This window comes from Metabacillus bambusae (genome assembly GCF_017497975.1).
Classification (GTDB): domain Bacteria; phylum Bacillota; class Bacilli; order Bacillales; family Bacillaceae; genus Metabacillus; species Metabacillus bambusae.
The window spans coordinates 55286-75824 of the sequence record NZ_JAGDEL010000010.1; the positions used below are offsets into that span (position 1 = coordinate 55286).

The window sequence follows — 20539 nt, forward strand, 5'->3', positions numbered from 1 at the left end:
TCAAGCAATTTGGAGGAAAATGTAATGAAAACTGTCTCACTATCAAAGATCCTATTCACATTCGTAGCATTAACGATTATTTTCACCGCTGGAATTAAAGCATATGGGGAACAGAATGTAGAGAATGTTGATTACGAAAAGTGGAGTCGAATTGCTCTATCATCTGTTAAGGAAAAGTACCCAGAATCACAGCTTATCGATTACAAATATGTAAAACGAGAAGAAGTAAATGAAGAAGAATCTAAGGACATTTTTCATGTGAAAGTGAAAGAAAAGGATAAGCTTTTTGTTGCAAATGTAGACGTTGTGTTTAATCCGAAGACAGGTAAGCTTATAACAGTAAATGTTGAAAAAGTAGAAGACGCTCCTGGGTTGTAGGAGCGTCTTCTTTTGCTTATTATTCTTTGTCTTTATTCAGAGAAAAATAAGCTAATAATGAATTTTGATTATTAACTAAGTCAGCTAAAGTGTATTGATCAAGTACGGCAAAATATGCTTGTAAAGCTTTGTTTAGTGCATGTTTTAATCCGCAAACTGGTGATATCACACATTGGTTTTGATCATTGTCAAAGCATTCAACAAGATGAAAATCCTCTTCGGTCTTACGGACGATTTCCCCGATGTTTATTTGATCTGGTAAATGGGCTAACCTTATTCCACCATTACGTCCACGGATGGTTTCAATAACATTCATTTTACCAAGCTCATAGGTTACCTTCATAAGATGGTTCTTCGAAATATTATAAGCTTCTGCTATTTCCTTAATATTTGAAAGCTCATCGCGAGGTTTCAATGCTAAATATATCAAGACTCTAAGCGAGTAATCAGTATAATTTGTTAATCTCATAAAAGAAGACCTCACAATTTTAGTTTCATTTAATAATACCATAATCCCTCTAAAAATTTATATTTTACGTTTAATTGTGACAGATTTATTAAAGATGTATTAGGAATATTGCTTTTATGGATCATTATTACTATTATAAAGATATATTTAAAATACATCTTTAAGGGGCTGGAATTATGTTATCTGAAAACACGATTAAAATAGTAAAGTCAACTGCACCTGTTTTAGCCGAAAGAGGAGTCGAAATTACCTCATATTTTTACAAAACGTTGTTTGAGGCACATCCACAGTTATTGAATATTTTTAATCATGCAAATCAGAAGCAAGGACGTCAGCAAACAGCTTTAGCAAACACTGTATATGCAGCTGCAACGTATATTGATCAACTTGAAGTGCTATTACCTGCTGTTAAACAAATTGCGCATAAGCACCGCAGTCTAAATGTAAAGAAAGAGCATTACCCAATAGTTGGTGAATTTTTACTAAAGGCGATTAAGGATGTACTAGGTGATGCTGCCACTCCAGAAGTTCTTCAAGCATGGGGAGAGGCATATCAAGTAATTGCTCAAGTATTTATTGATATCGAAAATGAAATGTATGAGGAAGCTAATACACATAAATGGGAAGGGTTCAAAGCCTTTAAAGTCATGAAAAAAGTGAAGGAGAGCTCATTGATCACTTCATTTTATCTACAGGCTACAGATGGATCAGATGTGCCTGCCTTCCAACCAGGTCAATATGTAACCGTTCGTCTTACAGTATCAGGTGAAGAGTATTTACTAAATCGTCAATATAGTTTATCAGATGCACCTGGAAAGGATTACTTAAGAATCTCAGTAAAGAGAGAAGGGGCTGAACCTTCAACACTAGGTAAGGTTTCAAATTATCTACATGATCATGTAAATGAAGGCGATGAAATTGAGTTAACTGCTCCAGCAGGAGATTTTGTACTTGATGAAAGTAATAAATCCCCTCTTTACCTTATAAGTGGTGGTGTAGGAATCACACCGATGATGAGTATGTTAAAAAGAGTTGCTGAACAGCAAACAGATCGAGCTGTAACATTTATTCATGCAGCGAAAAATAGTGAAGTTCAAGCCTTTCATCAGGAAATAACTGAGACAATTAACCTGTTACCAAATGCAAGAACATATAATGTATATGAAAATCCAACAGCGTCTGATAGAGAGAATAAGACATTTGACTTAGAAGGCTATATTGATTACCAAAAGCTTCAAGAAATCGTTACAGATAAAGAAGCAGCATTTTATGTATGCGGACCTGTTCCGTTTATGAGAAACGTAATAGATGCCCTTGAAACTCTAGGTGTGAAAACAGAAAATATTCACTTTGAATTCTTTGGACCTTCTATTAATTTAAAAGAGTATCAACAAGCATAATCGTAGCCTAGATATTGAGGTTGACTCATAGTGGTCCTGAGTCAACCTTGTTTTATTTCACTTCAATAGGAATTTTAATTGTTTGGTTATAAGCAATTTCATCGCCATTATAAGTAAAAATCCCATGATTATTGCCATTAAGCGTCACCTTAATATGATAAGTCCCTGGCTTGAGAACATCTAAATTGTAAAAATTACCGTATAACCGATTCTTTTTCTCTCCGTTTATATAAAGGTGGGCATGTCCCTCATCATAACGAATATCATTTGTTCCAATTTTTTTTGGTGTAAAGCTGAAATTTTCTGTTTGGATTTCCAGTAACCAGGTACCAGATGGGTCTTGTGTAACAGAGCCTGTTAACGAAGGTGGTTGTTGGAAGTGAGGGATTTCAATTAGCTTATGGTTATGAACTTCAGAATTACTCGATGCATGATCGTGCCCATTTTGAAGATGGAAATATAGCATCACTGAAACAAAGGAAAAGATCACAATAAAACTAAAAAATCTATACATTATGTCCTCCTATTTTTAAAATTACATTATGCATTAATTGATGTTAGATGTGGTCTTCCACTTCGCTTAATGATCATACCAATGATAAGTAAAAGTAATCCAACTGCTAGGAAAGCAAGATCAAAAGCTAAAGCATTCGGATCACCTGGCTTCACACGATGGATTTGAAGTATATGGTGGTTTATAATACCTTCCACTATATTGAATGTACCACCCCCGATTAAAATACCTCCGACTAACAACCTAATACCTTTTGAAAGATTAGTTGGATTTCCAGCTACCCACAGTAGAATTCCTCCAAGAACTAATGTAATGGTAACGGCAAAATGAAATATCCCATCACTGACAATCTGTCCGGGCCGATCTGTTGCCATTATCACACTATGCCATTGCAATAATTGATGAAAAATAATCCCATCCAAAGCCCCTAAAAAACCAAATCCTAATACAAAACTACCAATATTAATGAATCTTGTTTTTGTTTTTGTACTCACAATTTTTTCTCCTTTATATACAATTCTGAACATTAATACATTTTTTCCGAATTATTAAAAATTAAACTGTTAATTTAATTGTGACCCTCATTTCATGCGTTTTTCGTTTTTCAAGGACATTCCGTACATCTGATTTGTAATGTTTGCAATTTTAACAACGCTCAAAAAGAAAATATTGATGTTCATAATTACGAACCCTTGTATGTTGATGTAGATGCATGTAGAAGTATTTTCGTTTTGTTATTTCTCATTTTTAAGATAAAAACTTATTCATATGAAAAATACAACCTCATGTTTCGCTAATTCCGCTCATACACTATGTTAAGAATAGCTTAGGGGGGAGACCATGAAAGATGCTGATCAAAAGGCCCTTGAATATGCAATTGGTGAAATAACTGAAATTGCAAAAGGATTTGGGCTAGATTTTTATCCGATGAGATATGAAATCTGTCCTGCTGATATTATTTATACATTTGGCGCATATGGTATGCCAACGAGGTTTTCACACTGGAGCTTTGGTAAACAATTTCATAAAATGAAACTCCAATATGATCTTGGATTAAGTAAAATTTATGAACTAGTTATTAATTCTGATCCTTGTTATGCCTTCTTGTTAGACACGAACTCCCTGATCCAAAATAAATTAATTGTTGCCCATGTATTAGCGCATTGTGATTTCTTTAAAAACAATGCTCGTTTTAGTAATACAAAACGGGAAATGGTTGAAAGTATGGCAGCAACTGCTGAACGAATAAAGAATTATGAAATTGAATACGGGAGACAGGAAGTAGAGACGTTTTTAGATGCAGTCCTTTCGATTCAAGAGCATATTGATCCATCACTTGTTCGTCCAAAGCTTGCGTGGTCAATCGATGATATCGACATCGAAGAAGAAGAACAAAAAACCGTCACACCTTATGATGATCTTTGGAAGCTTGATCAAAAACAAGACCTAAATCGTTCAATTAAAAAGAAAAAACGTAAACTTCCACCATCTCCAGAAAAGGATATTCTCTTATTTATAGAGGAATATAGTCGGGAACTAGAGGATTGGCAGCGTGATATTTTAACAATGATGCGTGAGGAAATGCTGTATTTTTGGCCACAGCTTGAAACAAAAATCATGAACGAAGGCTGGGCTTCCTATTGGCATCAACGGATCATCCGTGAGCTTGATTTAACATCTGATGAGTCAATAGAATTTGCAAAATTAAACGCAGGTGTAGTTCAGCCATCTAAAACTAGTATTAATCCTTACTATTTAGGATTGAAAATCTTTGAAGATATTGAGGAGCGCTACAACAACCCAACTGAAGAGATGAAAATGTTTGGTGCAACACCCGGATCTGGTCGAGACAAAATGTTTGAAGTACGTGAAGTTGAATCAGATATATCGTTTATTCGCAATTATTTAACGAAGGACCTAGTCATGCGTGAAGATATGTATTTATTCCAAAAACAGGGCCGTGATTATAAAATTGTTGATAAAGAGTGGGAAGCGGTCAGAGATCAGCTTGTAAGTATGCGTGTAAATGGTGGATTTCCATACATCACTGTAAATGATGGAGACTACTTGAAAAATAATGAGCTTTATTTAAAGCATTGGTTTGAAGATATTGAATTGGATCTTAAGTATTTGGAGAAGGTTCTGCCTTATGTGTATCAACTTTGGGGTCGACCAGTTCATATGGAAAGTGTGCTAGAGGATAAGCCAGTGCTGTTTACGTATGATGGTAAAAGTATTTCTAGGAAATATTTATAAGTGGAGAGAGTCACTGAGATTTCAGTGGCTTTTTTAATGGGGAAAAAATAGCATATTATCTGCATAAACTAAGAAGATGCTTCTAATAATAAAAAAACATCTATTCTATTGAATATATAAGTGAATTATTATATAGTAATATACGGATAATCATTGGAGGTGTATAAAATGTTAGAAACTACGATTGAAATAGAAAAAGCTGCAACAATTCTAAAGCTTTTAGGTGATAAAACAAGACTGACAATGGTGAAAATGTTAGATTCAAATGATTGCTGTGTTTGTGAGTTTGTTGAAATCTTTAAAGCAAGTCAGCCGGCAATTAGTCAACATCTTCGTAAACTAAAAGATGCAGGGATTGTGAAAGAAACGAGAAGAGGGCAGTGGATCATTTATTCGTTAAATAAAAATAGTGATTATTATCCTCTTGTCCAAAACTTACTTCAACACCTTCCGAATCAAGATTATCGAATAAAAGAATTAGAAGAACAAGGTTTACGAATCTCGTGTGAATAAATGGAGGATTTAACAAATGACATCAATCATTTTAGCATCAGTCATCTTTTTACTTACACTTACATTAGTTATATGGCAACCTAAAGGACTATCCATCGGTTGGTCTGCATGTGGTGGTGCCATTTTAGCTCTTATTGTAGGTGTGGTTGATTTTAAAGATGTTATTGATGTGACATCAATTGTATGGAACGCCACGTTAGCATTTATTGCAATTATTATTATTTCACTCATATTAGATGAAATAGGTTTTTTCGAATGGTCAGCTTTACACATGGCTAGAGCAGCTAAAGGAAACGGCATTAAAATGTTCGTTTATGTAAGTATCCTAGGAGCAATTGTTGCGGCATTCTTTGCGAACGATGGAGCTGCATTAATTCTTACACCAATTGTACTTGCAATGGTACGTAATTTAAACTTTAGTGAAAAAATGGTCTTTCCATTTATTATAGCAAGTGGATTTATTGCCGATACAACATCACTTCCATTAGTGGTAAGTAACTTAGTTAACATCGTATCAGCTGACTTTTTTGGCATTGGCTTTGTTGAGTTTGCATCTAGGATGATCATTCCCAACCTTTTCTCTTTAGGTGCAAGTATCTTGGTTTTATTTCTCTTTTTCAGAAAGAGCATTCCAAGTAATTACGATTTATCTCAATTAAAAAAACCTGTTGAAGCAATTCGTGATGAAAAGATGTTCAAATTATCTTGGATTGTTTTGGGCATATTACTTGTTGGCTATTTTGCAAGTGAATTCATTGGAATTCCTGTATCGATTATTGCAGGTATTGTTGCCATCTTCTTTCTCTATATGGCAAAAAGAAGTCCTGCTGTAAACACAAGGACTGTCATTAAAGGGGCACCTTGGGCAATTGTATTTTTCTCAATCGGAATGTATGTAGTTGTTTACAGTTTGCGAAACGTTGGATTAACAAATGTTTTAGCAGATTTAATCCAAGTGACAGCTGATCAAGGTTTATTTGCAGCAACTATAGGAATGGGCTTTATTGCTGCTATTTTATCGTCTGTTATGAATAACATGCCAACAGTTATGATTGATGCACTTGCGATCTCTGATACAAATACAAGTGGTGTCATTAGAGAAGCGCTTATTTATGCAAATGTGATCGGTTCTGATTTAGGTCCGAAAATTACACCAATAGGTTCACTTGCAACTTTATTATGGCTACATGTTCTATCATTAAAAAATGTGAAAATCTCTTGGGGAACCTACTTTAAAACAGGAATTATCTTAACCATTCCGACATTGTTTATTACACTTGTTGGTCTATATATTTGGTTACTTATCATCCATTAATCTTATTTAAAAAGGAGTAATTAATATGTCTAAAAAAACTATCTACTTTTTATGTACTGGGAACTCTTGCAGAAGCCAAATGGCAGAAGGCTGGGCAAAAAAACATTTAGGTGACGAATGGGAAGTGAAAAGTGCTGGCTTAGAGGCTCACGGTTTAAATCCGAACGCAGTAAAAGCAATGAAAGAGACTGGAATTGACATTTCAAATCAAACATCAGATGTGATTGATCCAGAAATTTTAAATAATGCTGATTTAATCGTAACACTTTGCGGCCATGCGGCAGACAATTGCCCAGTGACCCCTCCACATATCAAACGTGTACACTGGGGCTTTGATGATCCTGCTAAAGCTGAAGGAACAGAAGAAGAAAAATGGGCATTTTTTGGCCGTGTTCGTGATGAAATTGGAGAAAGAATTGAACGTTTCGCGAAAACTGGAGAATAATAAAAAAAACGAAAGCCGTGAGTATATCTCCCGGCTTTCACTTTAACGAATGTATAAGTAAATTCTTATATCTTAATAAAGGGGATGAAAACATATGAAAGTTGAGATATTTGATCCTGCTATGTGTTGTTCAACGGGTGTATGTGGACCAAGTGTTGATCCTGAGTTAACTCGAGTAGCGTCTGCCGTTTATTCACTTGAAAAAAAAGGCTTAGAAATTAAAAGGTACAATCTTACAAATGAACCTGGTGTATTTGCTGAAAATAGTGAGATTACTCGAATTCTTATTGAAAAGGGTCCAGATGCTCTACCTGTAACCCTCTTGAATAGCCAAATTAAAAAAGTTGGAGAGTATCCAACCACTGAAGAGCTTTCTGAATGGTTTGGTGTTAATCCAGAAGAGTTAAAAGAAAAGCCAAAGGTGAAATTATCAATTGATTTAAAACAACTGTAAAACCTAGGAAGGTGGGATTGAATGTATCACCCTTTTCACCCAAAGAGTATCCATACTCCATTTCTATTTTTTACAGGAAAAGGTGGAGTAGGAAAAACCTCTACTGCTTGTGCATCAGCTGTTGCATTAGCTGATGCAGAGAAAAAAGTATTGCTTGTCAGTACAGATCCAGCTTCAAACTTACAGGATGTATTAGAAGTGGAATTAACGAATACACCGAAGTTAATTCCAAATGTACCCAATCTTTATGCATGTAATTTAGACCCAGTAGAAGCTGCTAAAAATTATCGAGAAAAAGTTGTCGGCCCTTATCGTGGTAAATTACCTGAATCAGTAATTGCTACAATGGAAGAGCAACTTTCTGGTGCTTGTACGGTTGAAATTGCTGCTTTCGATGAATTTACAAGTTTGTTAACTGATGATTCAACTGTGAACAAGTATGAACATATCATTTTTGATACCGCTCCGACAGGACACACATTAAGACTTCTCCAATTGCCTACTGCATGGAGTGGATTTTTAGAAGAAAGTACACATGGTGCTTCCTGTTTAGGTCCATTATCTGGTTTAGGAGAAAAGAAGGATATATATTCTAAAACTGTTGAGGCATTATCAGATCCCGAAAAAACTACATTATGCTTGGTATCAAGACCTGAAGTTTCATCCATTAATGAAGCAAAGCGAGCATCAGTTGAATTAAAGGGAATTGGTATAACAAATCAGACGCTTATTATGAATGGAGAGTTACAAACTCATGTTTCGGACGATGCGGTCTCTACTGCTTTTTATCATCGTCAGCAAAATGCACTGAAAAACATTCCTGATGAATTAAAACAAGTGCCGATCTATTCCTTACCATTTGTGTCATATCCTTTAACAGGTATCGAAAACCTTCGTTATTTATTTAAACAGTATTCATTATCAGAATCAGAAGAGGTAAGAGGTATAGATTCCAATCTCTCCTTAAATAGACTAAAAGATGTAATTGATGATTTATCAAGTACAAATAAAAGAATAATATTTACCATGGGAAAAGGTGGAGTAGGGAAAACAACAGTTGCATCAGCAATTGCTGTTGGACTAGTAGAAAAAGGGCATAAGGTCCATTTAACAACAACAGACCCTGCCTCCCATATTCATTACATGTTTGATAATAGTGAGAGTAATAATAATCTAACCATTAGAGCCATTAATCCAGTTGAGGAAGTTGAAAAGTACAAGAAAGAAGTCATTTCAAAAGCAAGAGAAGAACTTGATGAAGAAGGTATTGCCTACTTACAAGAAGACTTAAATTCTCCTTGTACAGAAGAAATTGCTGTTTTTCGAGCTTTTGCAGAAGTTGTTGCAAAGTCAGAACAAGAAATTGTCGTGATTGATACAGCTCCAACTGGGCACACGTTATTGTTATTAGATTCAGCACAGAATTATCATAAAGAACTTGCTCGTTCTACTGGAGATGTGCCAGAAAGTGTAAGCAAATTGCTTCCAAGGTTAAGAAATCCTGAAGAAACGAGTGTAGTGATTGTTACTTTAGCTGAAACAACACCTGTTTTAGAAGCTGATAGGCTTCAAGAGGATTTAAAACGGGCAGATATTCAACCAAAATGGTGGATCATTAATCAAAGTATGTATGCAACAAAAACTAAAGATCCGATTTTAAAGGGAAGAGCTGCATCCGAAAAAAAATGGATTAATAAGGTTAACCTGGAACTAGCCACTCATTCTGCTATCATTCCTTGGATAAGTGAAGAGAAGATAGGCTATGAAGTAATTAAAGAGTATGTGAGATTATAACATAAATAGGAGGAGTTAATATGACAACTAAGAATTACCATGAATTATTGAAAGATCGTATTTATATCGGTGGTGCAGATGATATCCATGAAGTGATGAAAAATGAAAAAATCGATATTGCATTTGATTTAAGAGCAGAGGCACCGAAAGAAGAGTCAACATATAATCGTTTGCACAGTCCAATTGTTGATGATGCAGACCAACAAGATGAATCGGTTAAGAAATCGATTGATCAAGTAGTAAATGCATATATCGAAGGGAAGAATGTGTACTTCCACTGCCAAGGAGGCAGTAACCGTACAGGTACTGTTGCCATTGGAACACTTTTAGCTTTAGGAAAAGCTAAGACAATTGAAGAAGCAGAAGATATGGCAATGACTGCTCGACCAAAAATCAATGTAAAAGCTGAGATGAAAGAAACTTTAAATAGAATCTATCCAAATGCATAATAAAGTGAGACTTCATTCAGTGGTTTTTTTTCATCCCCCACTGAACGGTAGTGAAACTTATCAAACTTAAAACGCCACGTCTTGTGGCTTCGTCTGACTTGGACGTCTGTCCTTCGTCGGATATTTACGGGCAGTTATCGCCCATCTTTACTTAAGCTTAGAAATTAGGGCTTACTGCTCGTTAAGAATTGGATAAAGTAAAGGGGAGAAAGTAATGAAAATAACGGATGAAGCAAAAATACTCTTGGAAAACTTTTTAAATGAAAAAGGTGCAGAAGGAATTCGTCTTACTTCTGTTGCTGGCTGCTGTGGACCGCAATTTACGATCTCATTAGATGCACCACAAGAAGCAGATACAGTTCATACCATTAACGGAATCAAAGTTGCTATCGATTCACAAATTACAGGAACAGAAGATTTAACATTAGATAAAGAAGCTAATCAAAACGGTGCAGGATTAGTTTTATTAGGGGCAAGTGATTGTTGTTAAATAAAGAAGGAAGTCAGTGTTGCTTGTACTGTGTATAAAGCTTTGACATCTAGCTCCTAGTCCCTCTAGGTATTAAGCCACACATGAATAAAAGGTGAAAAACACCTTCTATTCATGTGCGTCTTATTATTGTCGGGGCTGATCAAGTTGGGTGAGTTTTTATTATTGCCTTGAAGGCAAGAGCATAACTGAGACTCCTATTAAGCAAATTACTGCCCCAATCCAATCGTATGTATCAGGTGTTTTCTTATCCACTCCCCATCCCCAAAGGACAGAAAGAACAATAAAAACTCCACCATACGCAGCATAGACCCTTCCGAATGATGGAAATGATTGAAAGGTGGCTATCACGCCATATAATGCTAAAGCCACACCACCAGCTATTCCATAATAAAATGGTTTCCCATCACGTAACCACAACCAAATTAGATAACCTCCACCAATTTCCGCTAATCCTGCTAAAAGAAATAATGCAATAATAATCACTCATCTACACCTACCATTCTCTTTCTCTAAATAAATAATTACATGTACAGTTTGCTTTTACAAACTAAATGCCAATTTATGCACCCCTTAAATAGAATAAAAGGTCCCCGTTCTAAGAAGACCTTTCTATTTTTAAATCAATTCGATCTCTAGCTGTCTAACAACAATCCTACTTAGCATCATCTGTTGAACAGCAGACTTTCTTTTCGTCCTCATTTAAACTTTCTTCAGAGGTAGAGGTAGAGGTAGAGGTATTGCTATCTTTAACTTCTTCGATTTTGACATTACAACAATTTGCATCCTTTTTAGAACCATTTTTGAAAAAACGTAACATAATATCATCTCCATTTCATTAAATTAGATAAAATATAAAACCTGAAATCGTGGACATTGTTACAACAGATAAAACAAAGGTAACAACCAATTCCTTTTTAAAGATTGATTTTAATAAAATGACTTCTGGTAAACTTGCACCAGCTGAGCTAATCATCATTGCCATTACAGGTCCTAGTGCCATCCCTTTCATAATAAGAATTTGCGATATAGGGATCATACTGGAAAGACGGATATACAATGGTATTCCAATAATCGCAGCTATTGGGATTAGCCACCAATGGTCTTCACCGAAAATAGATGAAATCCATTCAGTTGGAACTAATCCATTAATGATCGCTCCAATAGCTGCACCAATTATTAAGTAGGGATAAACATTTTTCATTAGATCCATTGTTTCTTTAACAGCTAGTTTAAAATTGAACTTATTGTTACGATCTTGATATCCAGTCATAACTACATTTTTCACATACTTTTCAAATCCAAATGCTTCAAGTGCAAAGCCAATAATGACTGAAAAGATGCTTGTAACAATGGTGTATAGAATGGTTACTTTCCAACCAAGTACTACACCCATAATTGTTATTATTGTTGGGTCTAAAACAGGTGAAGCAAATAAAAAGATCATCACAATCCCAAAAGGCATCTTCTTTTTTAACATATTTACAACTACTGGTATGGTGGAACATGAACAAAAAGGCGTAATAAAAGCAAATGCAATCGCTGCTGAAGCAGCTAAAAATCTATTTTTACCTGCCAACTTCTTCTCGATTTTTTTGTAAGGAATATATCCTTGTAAAAGACTAATGAGAAAGGAAATGATGACAAATAAAATCGTTAATTCAAGTGCAATATAAATAAAGCTTTTAACTAGATCGATCCACATCTTTAATCACCCCCTATTAACAGCAAGCTGTTTCACAGCAAATTGTGGAATTTTTTGGTTTAGTTTTTACTTGTACCTTAAAAGTGTTTTTCTGATCCTTTATTGAGGAAAATGACATACGTTCGTTAGCAAATGTCACCATTTCTTCTTGTTTTAATTTTGAAAGCATATAGAATTCATAATCATTAAACATTATTTCTCCTCCTAAAACAAATAATTTTGATATATTAATCAAAAAAAATTGATGTTATTTTCAAAAAAAATTTACCCCACATTAACCTGACAGAAAGGTTCCTGAAGTCTAAGCATTAGGTGATAAAAGAAGTAAAGATAAGGGATAACTGACCGTAAAAGTCGATCAGTCTTGTTTTATTAGCAGGTAGGTCTAAATAAACAACAGAGTTCTGCAGACAATAAGTGGTTAACTTCATCTAGATTAAGTTTGTAATAATTCCATGTACCTCTAGTATCTCTTATGATGAAGTTTGCATCTAAGAGTATTTTCAAATGGTACGATAACTTTGATTGTGTCATGTTTACCATTGGAGCAAGATCATTAACGTTTATTTCGCCTTTTTGTGTAAGGAGATTCATAATTTGTAGTCTTTTTTTATCTGCAATCGCTTTAAATTTTCCTTCATATGTCTCAAAAACTTTTTCTAATGACACATCCTGTAGGTTAATATTTTGATTCATGAAAAACACCTTTTCTTAATCAATTTTTTTTGATGTTTTAACTATATCTCCAATATTTTCATTTGTCAATTAATTAAATCAAAAAAAATTGATTTAATTAATTGAGAGGTTTTGACAATACAATTTCACTTTCATTTGGGCTTATAGGCATCTTGTATAATTATTATTAAAAATACGAAAGATAATTACTATCTAGTTATTAGGAGTAGGATTGCGATAATGCGATTGAAGAGAAAGTTAAAAAACAATTCAGTACCATTTGTAGTGCTATTAATTGTCCATGTGCTAATTTTAGCCTTTACTTTTTATAAAAAAAGAGACAAAAGCTACCGTATATTATTATGGTCAAACATTGGATTTGCCTATCTCTTTGAATATTTTGTCCTTAATTTATTCCAGGGATATAGATACATGCCCAAAATCTTAAAGAATCGACAATTGGATAATATTTTAGGTGCCGTATTTTCACAGGCAATATATATACCAATCATAGGGACGACAATAACCGCATTTCGTTTGGGATGGAAGTGGAAGCTATTTTTCACCATTTATTTTACCTTAATTGAGCGTTTATTTATTTATTGGAAGATCTTTAAGAAAAGATGGTGGGAAACATACTATACATTCTTTTTTTTGTTTCTATTTTTTAATGTAAGTGACTTCTGCTATCGGTTATTAAAAAGGAAAAATCCGATTGCACAGGGGATTACTTCATACCTATCTGTTACTTCTATTAGTGTGAATGTTCTATTTATACTTTCAATTTTCAGTAGGAGGTTTAAATCAGGCTTTGGTGTAATTCATACTTGGAAAGAGCACTTTATTATTATTCCGTGTTACTCCTTTATTATATCGGCAATATTATTAACAACATACAAAATTAGATTTAAATATTCTCTGCTCCTCAGGATTTTCTTTGTTGCAATATTGGATTATCTTTTATATCGATTCAAGGTTTTCAAAAACAAACAGACCGTATTCTTACTATATCCGCTCCACTTCTTTATGTTTTTTATCTCAAATCGATTATTTGATATGATTTATAATCTTGATGCTGCTGACTCAGAAAAGGTAATAGACAACGTGTAATAATTGTTGTCTATTTTATTTATTTGGTTGAAGTGTTTAAACTGTTTGTATCTGTCAAAGAAATTAGGGAGAAACAGAGTAAGTGTTGCAGCCAGAAAAAAAGCTAACAAGTCTTAGTTGATCTTGTTAGCTTTTTAGTATGGAAGAAATGTGATGGAAATTCGAAATTAGCTTTAATTATCATTATAGACCCTGCTTCGTTTGAGGAAGAAGAGTTCTTGTATTCATTGCAGTTTTTTTCAATGGTTGCGATTTAGTTTAGTTATTTGTTAAAACATACTTTTCTATAGCGTGAGCAACACCATGTTCATTGTTTGTTAAGGTTACAACATCAGCAATGTCTTTTACAAACGGATCAGCATTTCCCATCGCAACTGAAAGGCCAGCTGCTTCTAGCATTGGAACATCATTGAAGTTATCACCGATTGCAACCGTGTTTTCGATAGGAATATTATAGTACTCAGCCATTACTTTAATCCCATTGCCTTTATGTCCATTTGTGTCCATAATTTCGATATTGAATGGACCTGAAGTAGTAATTGAAATGCCTTCAATTTCATCGAGCTTGGAAATGAGTTCGGTTTTTCCTGATATAGTTGGGATAAAGAATTTTTGAACAGCAATATTCTCTTTATTTAAAACGTCGTCTATATGATCGAATATTTTAATAGTATCTGTTTCTTTAGGCTGCTCAGTCATAAATTTATATTCTTTTGGTGTTAATCCTTTACTAACTTCTTGATTTTGTTCTAAGAATGCAAGCATGCGCTCAGTCCAGGTTGAAGCAACGAAAATACCTTGGCTTGAATAAATTTTGAAAGGGTATTTGTTTTCATTAAGTATATTTGCAACGGTTTTCACGTTATTTTTATCTATTGAAATTTGGCTTAATAATTTGCCGTCAGCAAGAACCATTGTACCATTGCTTCCTGCAACAGGACATTCAAGTGGAGTTTGGCTAATGACTGTTTTTATATCCTCTGGTGCACGACCTGAACAAATCATGACGACATGGCCTGCCTTTTGAGCTTTTTGAATAGCTTGAACGTTTACCTCAGAAATTTCAATGTTAGATGATAACAATGTTCCATCTAGATCAATTGCAATTAATTTTTTCATACTAATTGTCTCCTTTGCTACTTTTCGATTCTACATATATGTAAATGATGTACATTATAACTCAATTATTTATTATGACATATTATCAGTTAATTAATTATAAAAAAGGAATGAAATAATAATAAATTTACAAAAAGATAATAGTTCTCTTTTTCTTTATTCAAAAAAAAGATATACTGTCCAATAGAAATAGAGTACATATGGAGGGATAAATCATGGTTCGATTCGGAATTATCGGAACTAACTGGATTACAGAAAGCTTTCTTCAAGCTGCTAGTAAAGTGGAGGGCTTTTCACTCACAGCTGTTTATTCTAGAACAAGTGAAAAGGCGGAGGAGTTTGCTGGCAAATTTGATATTAAGCATACATACACTGATTTAGAACAATTTGCTAGTAGTAACGAATTTGATGCAGTTTATATTGCAAGCCCAAATTCACTTCATGCGTCTCAAGCAATTTTATGCATGAAAAATGGAAAGCACGTTCTTTGTGAAAAGCCAATGGCATCTAATACAAAGGAAATTAGTGAAATGATTAAGGTTGCTAATGAAAATTCTGTTGTCTTAATGGAAGCTCTTAAAACAACTTTACTACCGAACTTTTTAGCAATAAAAGAAAATCTACATAAAATTAGCCAGATTCGTCGCTATTTTGCAAGTTATTGTCAATACTCTTCTCGTTATGATAAATACAAAGAAGGTATCGTATTAAATGCATTCAATCCAGAATTCTCTAATGGAGCATTAATGGATATTGGAATTTATTGTGTGTATCCTGCTGTTGCATTATTTGGTGAGCCAAAGCAAATTCAGGCTTCAAGTTATATGCTTGAGTCTGGTGTTGATGGTGAGGGAAGTATCCTGCTAACGTATGATGAGATGGATGCAGTTATTATGTATTCTAAGATTACAAACTCATATGTGCCTTCTGAAATACAAGGAGAAAACGGCAGCATTATCATCGATCAAATGAATACACCTCTAAGTATAAAAATTCAGTATAAAGATGGAACGGTTGAAGACATTACAAGAACACAAGACTCAGATAGTATGTATTATGAGGCAAAAGAATTCGTTGAATTAATTACGCATAAAAAGCAGCAATCAGAAATGAATTCTCACCAAAATTCCATCATAACAGCAAAAATATTAGAGGATACTAGAAAACAAATTGGATTGGTTTTTCCAGCGGATAAGTAAATTTTCTTTGGGGACAGTCCCTCACTGCTTTAAAGCAGTGAGGGACTGTCCCCTTTTTAATTAACTGGAATATTTTACTGAAAAGCGGGAGATAGTAAAGATGAAAATATGAAAAACCATAAAATACCAATGTTTACTTGCATACTGAGGAGGTCGAGGGTTGACAAAGGATCAATCAAATCAAGGAAATCAAAATACGAATGAAGAAAACGAAGATACCTTAACAAACAGACAGGGGCATCCTGTAACAAATAATCAAAATATGCGAACAGTGGGAAATCGCGGTCCTGCAACGTTGGAAAATTACGATTTTATTGAAAAAATAAGCCACTTTGATAGAGAACGTGTTCCTGAGCGTGTTGTTCATGCGCGTGGTGCTGGTGCACATGGTTATTTTGAAGCTTATGGAACAGCAGGAAATGACCATGTATCAAAATATACTCGTGCGAAATTATTTCAAGAAAAGGGGAAAAAGACTCCTGTTTTTGTCCGTTTTTCATCTGTTATCCATGGTGGGCATTCACCAGAAACACTTCGAGATCCTCGTGGGTTTGCTGTTAAATTTTATACGGAAGATGGAAACTGGGATTTAGTTGGGAATAACTTAAAAATTTTCTTTATCCGCGATGCGATAAAATTCCCTGATATGATTCATGCCTTTAAACCAGATCCAGTTACGAATATTCAAGATAGTGAAAGATTTTTTGACTTTTGTTGTAACTCTCCGGAAACATTCCATATGGTCACTTTTGTCTATTCACCATGGGGAATTCCAGCTAACTATCGTATGATGCAGGGCTCTGGCGTTAATACATACAAATGGGTAAATAGTGAAGGGGAAGGGGTTCTTGTAAAATATCACTGGGAACCAAAGCAAGGGATTAAAAACTTAACACAAAAGGAAGCCCAAGAAATTCAAGCAAAAAACTTTAACCATGCTACCCAGGATTTATATGAAGCAATTGAGCGTGGCGACTTTCCAGAATGGGAGTTGCTTGTCCAAGTTATGAGCGATGATGAACATCCTGAATTAGATTTCGATCCTCTTGATGATACAAAACTTTGGCCTGAAGATCAGTTTCCTTGGCTACCAGTAGGAAAAATGGTGTTAGATAGAAACCCTGAAGATTATTTTACTGAGGTTGAACAAGCTGCATTTGGAACAGGAGTTCTTGTTGATGGGCTTGATTTCTCTGATGATAAAATGCTTCAAGGTCGGACGTTCTCATATTCTGATACTCAACGTTATCGAGTAGGTGCAAATTATTTACAGCTGCCAATTAATGCTCCAAAAAAACGAGTAGCGACTAATCAAAGCGGGGGACAAATGCAATACAAAGTAGACCGCGCACCTAACCAAAATCCTCATATTAACTACGAGCCATCAATATTGGGTGGGTTAAAGGAAGCTAAACAATATGGAAAAGAGCACACTCCAAAAGTTGAAGGGAACCTAGTCCGTGAATCCATTGATCGCCAAAGTAATACAAAACAAGCGGGTGAAACATATCGTAGATTTGAGCAATGGGAAAAAGATGAACTCATTTCAAACCTTGTAGGAGATCTTTCTACATGTGACCAAAGGATCCAAGATAAAATGGTTGCTCTTGCTGAAGAAGCTGATGAAGAGTATGGTCGCCTTTTAAGAGAAGGCTTGGCTCACGCTTCTAAGGAAGGATCAAGTCAAAAACCTCTTGGCAACAAAGATGGAAATCAAGCAACTAAAACTGCTGTGAATAAGGGGCACGATGCTGAACCTTATTAATAGGGAGAGTCATTGTATGATCACTTCAAAATTATGAGAGCTTTAACATAATGATTTTTGAAAATATGGTCATACTATTTTTTAATGCTAGTCAATAAACTAAAAAGGGGCTAATTAATATGGCTGAAAGAGATAGTCACAAAAATCAACAAAAGAAAATGAAAAAAGCAAGTGACGCAATAAATACAGACAAGGACTTTGGAAATGATTTAGCTGAAAAAAACCATAACGAGAAAAGTTCAAAAAAATAGTGCGTTTTTTAAAAAAGCAAAAAACTTGGGTTTGTTCGAAAGTGAACAAACCCAAACTTTTTTGTGGAATTCTCAGGTTGCTTTGCTTTAAGCATTTTAGTCCACTATTCACTAAATTAACGTTATAATAGAGTAATAATACTTTAAATAAGTAGATATTTTCTACTTAATAGATAGAATGAAAATTTGAATAAAAGGGGGACATTTATGACAGAAATTCCAATGGTAGTACAAAAGGAAATAAAAAAACATCAGGGTTTAACGAAAGCGAAAATATTTAAAAGAGCTTTTTTCATTTTTATTGGTGCAGTCTTAATGGCTGTTGGTTTAGAGATCTTTTTAGTCCCAAATAAGGTTATTGATGGGGGAATTGTTGGGATATCAATCATCTTATCCCATTTACTAGGAATGAATCTTGGTTTGTTTATATTCCTATTAAATATTCCATTTTTCTTCATTGGTTATAAACAAATAGGAAAGACATTTGCTCTATCTACTTTGTTTGGAATTACCGTGTTATCAATAGCGACGGCATTATTTCACCCTGTTCCAGCTTTCACTGAAGATATCCTTCTAGCAACAGTCTTTGGCGGGATTATTCTTGGAGTTGGTGTAGGAATTGTTATTCGTTATGGAGGATCGTTAGATGGAACTGAAATTTTAGCTATCCTTGCGAATAAGAAGTTACCTTTTTCTGTTGGCGAAATCATTATGTTTTTTAATATTTTTATTCTAGGAAGCGCGGGCTTTGTCTTTGGCTGGAACAGAGCTATGTATTCTTTAATCGCTTATTTCGTAGCATTTAAAACAATCGATATTGTTCTTGAGGGACTTGATGAATCAAAATCTGCATGGATTATTAGTGAGCACTACCGTGAGATTGGAGACGCGATTTTAGCTCGGTTAGGCCGTGGTGTAACATACCTCAATGGAGAAGGGGCGTATACAGGAGATGATAAGAAGGTTATTTTCTGTGTCATTACTCGATTAGAGGAAGCAAAATTAAAATCGATTGTTGAAGACTTAGATCCCTCTGCCTTTTTAGCAGTTGCAAACATTGCAGAGGTGCGAGGCGGAAGGTTTAAGAAAAAGGATATTCATTAATGATGTTGCAGCTCTGTGGAGAACGTATCCCACAGAGTTTTTTTTGTCTAGGAAATTATAAAAAACTAGTACTGTGGATAAGCGCTAGGCATCTAGCTCCAGAGCCTAGCCCCTCTTGGGTCTACAGCCACTCATGAATTGAAGGTGAAAAATACCTTCTATTCATGAGCGTCTTATTTACCCGAGGCTGTTCAAGGCGCTCGCGCTTTTGTTCCTGGTTACATAATTTGTTCCTATTGAAAAGAGCACAACATTATATTAATGCTTTTCTTTAAGTGTTGAAAATTGGGCTAATTTCTTATACTTCTTCATACCTTTATAAGGACAAGAAATGCTTGGACTTTAAAAAGGTAAGGGTGTGAACAAATGGAGCAAGCGATTCTGAACATATTAGAATGGCTAACAGGTCTTGGATATGTAGGTATAGCACTAGGGCTAATGCTTGAGGTCATTCCGAGTGAAATAGTTCTTGGTTATGGTGGGTACTTAATTGTACTTGGACGGGTTGGTTTTATAGGAGCATTTGCTGCAGGTGTAATTGGAGGAACAATTGCTCAATTAATCTTATATTGGATCGGTAGCTACGGGGGGAGGCCCTTTCTTGAGAAGTATGGAAAATTCCTGCTTTTAAAAAAGCACCATTTAGATTTAGCAGAAACCTGGTTTGAGAAGTATGGTTCTGGTGTTATATTCGGAGCAAGGTTTATCCCAGTTGTAAGACATGCAATTAGTATACCTGCTGGGATTGCAAAAATGTCATTATGGAAATTCACCTTATATACTGTTGCAGCGATGATCCCATGGACGCTTTTCTTTTTATATTTAGGGATTGAGCTAGGGAGTAATTGGATGTATATAAAAGAGGTTGCTCGTCCTTACCTCATTCCAATTATAAGCTGTGCACTATTAATGGCTGTGGTTTACTATTTAGTGAAAAAGTTTAAAGCTCCACGGACATATTAATGAAAAACATCTTATGCATGGCTTACGTTTTGGTAAGCCCTTTTTGTCGTTTAGAAATTCTAAAATTCTTGAACTGTGGATATGCGCACGACATCCAGCTCCAGCGCCTAGCCCCTCGAGGTCAAAAGCTAATTTAGAATTGAAGGCAAAGAACGCCTTCTATTCTAAAAC

At 34.8% G+C, this 20539-nt stretch carries 25 protein-coding genes; 16 read left to right on the forward strand and 9 right to left on the reverse strand.

The window, feature by feature from the left end:
- Nucleotides 1-24 precede the first annotated feature (24 nt).
- Nucleotides 25-378 (forward strand): DUF3889 domain-containing protein, encoded by a 354-nt coding sequence (locus I7822_RS14330; protein ID WP_207979275.1) that lies wholly within the window; start codon nucleotides 25-27, stop codon nucleotides 376-378.
- Between the two features lie 19 nt (nucleotides 379-397).
- Here the strand turns inward: I7822_RS14330 and I7822_RS14335 are convergent, their stop codons facing one another.
- Nucleotides 398-847, reverse strand: a complete 450-nt coding sequence (locus I7822_RS14335; RefSeq protein WP_207979276.1) for an RrF2 family transcriptional regulator — start codon at nucleotides 845-847, stop codon at nucleotides 398-400.
- Between the two features lie 176 nt (nucleotides 848-1023).
- Here I7822_RS14335 and hmpA point away from each other — a divergent pair, with 176 nt between their 5' ends.
- The gene (gene hmpA / locus I7822_RS14340; RefSeq protein WP_207979277.1) at nucleotides 1024-2247 is read left to right on the forward strand and encodes an NO-inducible flavohemoprotein; all 1224 of its coding nucleotides are present in this window, start codon (nucleotides 1024-1026) and stop codon (nucleotides 2245-2247) included.
- Between the two features lie 52 nt (nucleotides 2248-2299).
- On the opposite strand, the gene I7822_RS14345 is transcribed toward hmpA, so the two are convergent.
- Both I7822_RS14345 and I7822_RS14350 read right to left on the reverse strand, forming a co-directional pair.
- A complete protein-coding gene (locus tag I7822_RS14345) occupies nucleotides 2300-2761 on the reverse strand; it encodes a hypothetical protein (protein ID WP_207979279.1) in 462 nt (153 codons plus the stop codon).
- Between the two features lie 26 nt (nucleotides 2762-2787).
- Nucleotides 2788-3255 carry a DUF2243 domain-containing protein gene (locus I7822_RS14350; RefSeq protein ID WP_307847763.1) on the reverse strand — a complete coding sequence of 156 codons (468 nt, stop codon included), beginning with the start codon at nucleotides 3253-3255 and terminating at the stop codon, nucleotides 2788-2790.
- A 346-nt stretch (nucleotides 3256-3601) separates the two neighbouring features.
- On the opposite strand from I7822_RS14350, the gene I7822_RS14355 reads away from it, so the two are divergent.
- The 8 genes from I7822_RS14355 to I7822_RS14390 all read left to right on the forward strand — a co-directional run bounded on the left by I7822_RS14355 (nucleotide 3602) and on the right by I7822_RS14390 (nucleotide 10477).
- On the forward strand, nucleotides 3602-5017 hold the full coding sequence (locus I7822_RS14355; RefSeq protein WP_207979281.1) for a SpoVR family protein: 1416 nt from the start codon (nucleotides 3602-3604) through the stop codon (nucleotides 5015-5017).
- A gap of 168 nt (nucleotides 5018-5185) precedes the next feature.
- Nucleotides 5186-5530, forward strand: a complete 345-nt coding sequence (locus tag I7822_RS14360) for an ArsR/SmtB family transcription factor (RefSeq protein ID WP_207979282.1) — start codon at nucleotides 5186-5188, stop codon at nucleotides 5528-5530.
- Between the two features lie 16 nt (nucleotides 5531-5546).
- Nucleotides 5547-6845 (forward strand): arsenic transporter, encoded by a 1299-nt coding sequence (locus I7822_RS14365; RefSeq protein WP_243459476.1) that lies wholly within the window; start codon nucleotides 5547-5549, stop codon nucleotides 6843-6845.
- A 25-nt stretch (nucleotides 6846-6870) separates the two neighbouring features.
- Nucleotides 6871-7290, forward strand: a complete 420-nt coding sequence (gene arsC / locus I7822_RS14370; RefSeq protein WP_207979283.1) for an arsenate reductase (thioredoxin) — start codon at nucleotides 6871-6873, stop codon at nucleotides 7288-7290.
- 94 nt (nucleotides 7291-7384) lie between these two features.
- The gene (gene arsD, locus I7822_RS14375; protein ID WP_207979288.1) at nucleotides 7385-7744 is read left to right on the forward strand and encodes an arsenite efflux transporter metallochaperone ArsD; all 360 of its coding nucleotides are present in this window, start codon (nucleotides 7385-7387) and stop codon (nucleotides 7742-7744) included.
- 21 nt (nucleotides 7745-7765) lie between these two features.
- Complete coding sequence (arsA, locus tag I7822_RS14380) at nucleotides 7766-9538, forward strand: arsenical pump-driving ATPase (protein ID WP_207979290.1); 1773 nt, start codon at nucleotides 7766-7768, stop codon at nucleotides 9536-9538.
- A 20-nt stretch (nucleotides 9539-9558) separates the two neighbouring features.
- Nucleotides 9559-9987 carry a protein-tyrosine phosphatase family protein gene (locus I7822_RS14385; protein WP_207979292.1) on the forward strand — a complete coding sequence of 143 codons (429 nt, stop codon included), beginning with the start codon at nucleotides 9559-9561 and terminating at the stop codon, nucleotides 9985-9987.
- Nucleotides 9988-10201: 214 nt separating this feature from the next.
- The gene (locus tag I7822_RS14390; protein ID WP_207979294.1) at nucleotides 10202-10477 is read left to right on the forward strand and encodes an adhesin; all 276 of its coding nucleotides are present in this window, start codon (nucleotides 10202-10204) and stop codon (nucleotides 10475-10477) included.
- A gap of 162 nt (nucleotides 10478-10639) precedes the next feature.
- Here I7822_RS14390 and I7822_RS14395 read toward each other — a convergent pair whose 3' ends face one another.
- The 5 genes from I7822_RS14395 to I7822_RS14415 all read right to left on the reverse strand — a co-directional run bounded on the left by I7822_RS14395 (nucleotide 10640) and on the right by I7822_RS14415 (nucleotide 12878).
- Nucleotides 10640-10963: a YnfA family protein gene (locus I7822_RS14395; protein WP_207979296.1), complete on the reverse strand. Its 324-nt coding sequence runs from the start codon at nucleotides 10961-10963 to the stop codon at nucleotides 10640-10642.
- Between the two features lie 169 nt (nucleotides 10964-11132).
- Complete coding sequence (locus I7822_RS14400) at nucleotides 11133-11297, reverse strand: hypothetical protein (protein WP_207979301.1); 165 nt, start codon at nucleotides 11295-11297, stop codon at nucleotides 11133-11135.
- A gap of 18 nt (nucleotides 11298-11315) precedes the next feature.
- On the reverse strand, nucleotides 11316-12182 hold the full coding sequence (locus tag I7822_RS14405) for a permease (RefSeq protein WP_207979302.1): 867 nt from the start codon (nucleotides 12180-12182) through the stop codon (nucleotides 11316-11318).
- Between the two features lie 16 nt (nucleotides 12183-12198).
- Nucleotides 12199-12375 carry a hypothetical protein gene (locus I7822_RS14410; protein ID WP_207979303.1) on the reverse strand — a complete coding sequence of 59 codons (177 nt, stop codon included), beginning with the start codon at nucleotides 12373-12375 and terminating at the stop codon, nucleotides 12199-12201.
- Between the two features lie 179 nt (nucleotides 12376-12554).
- Complete coding sequence (locus I7822_RS14415) at nucleotides 12555-12878, reverse strand: ArsR/SmtB family transcription factor (protein WP_207979304.1); 324 nt, start codon at nucleotides 12876-12878, stop codon at nucleotides 12555-12557.
- Between the two features lie 411 nt (nucleotides 12879-13289).
- Between I7822_RS14415 and I7822_RS14420 the strand changes: the two genes are divergently transcribed.
- Entirely contained in the window at nucleotides 13290-13967 is a 678-nt protein-coding gene (locus I7822_RS14420) for a hypothetical protein (protein ID WP_207979306.1), read from the forward strand.
- 258 nt (nucleotides 13968-14225) lie between these two features.
- On the opposite strand, the gene I7822_RS14425 is transcribed toward I7822_RS14420, so the two are convergent.
- Nucleotides 14226-15086, reverse strand: a complete 861-nt coding sequence (locus I7822_RS14425) for a Cof-type HAD-IIB family hydrolase (RefSeq protein ID WP_207979307.1) — start codon at nucleotides 15084-15086, stop codon at nucleotides 14226-14228.
- A gap of 215 nt (nucleotides 15087-15301) precedes the next feature.
- Between I7822_RS14425 and I7822_RS14430 the strand changes: the two genes are divergently transcribed.
- The 5 genes from I7822_RS14430 (at nucleotide 15302) to uptA (ending at nucleotide 20368) form a co-directional block, all read left to right on the forward strand.
- Nucleotides 15302-16285 (forward strand): Gfo/Idh/MocA family protein, encoded by a 984-nt coding sequence (locus I7822_RS14430; protein WP_207979309.1) that lies wholly within the window; start codon nucleotides 15302-15304, stop codon nucleotides 16283-16285.
- Nucleotides 16286-16445: 160 nt separating this feature from the next.
- Complete coding sequence (locus tag I7822_RS14435; RefSeq protein ID WP_207979311.1) at nucleotides 16446-18050, forward strand: catalase; 1605 nt, start codon at nucleotides 16446-16448, stop codon at nucleotides 18048-18050.
- A gap of 119 nt (nucleotides 18051-18169) precedes the next feature.
- On the forward strand, nucleotides 18170-18301 hold the full coding sequence (locus I7822_RS30250) for a hypothetical protein (RefSeq protein ID WP_279381977.1): 132 nt from the start codon (nucleotides 18170-18172) through the stop codon (nucleotides 18299-18301).
- A gap of 207 nt (nucleotides 18302-18508) precedes the next feature.
- The gene (locus I7822_RS14440; protein WP_207979313.1) at nucleotides 18509-19405 is read left to right on the forward strand and encodes a YitT family protein; all 897 of its coding nucleotides are present in this window, start codon (nucleotides 18509-18511) and stop codon (nucleotides 19403-19405) included.
- A gap of 366 nt (nucleotides 19406-19771) precedes the next feature.
- Nucleotides 19772-20368: an undecaprenyl phosphate transporter UptA gene (gene uptA, locus I7822_RS14445; RefSeq protein ID WP_207979315.1), complete on the forward strand. Its 597-nt coding sequence runs from the start codon at nucleotides 19772-19774 to the stop codon at nucleotides 20366-20368.
- The last annotated feature ends 171 nt before the right edge of the window (nucleotides 20369-20539 follow it).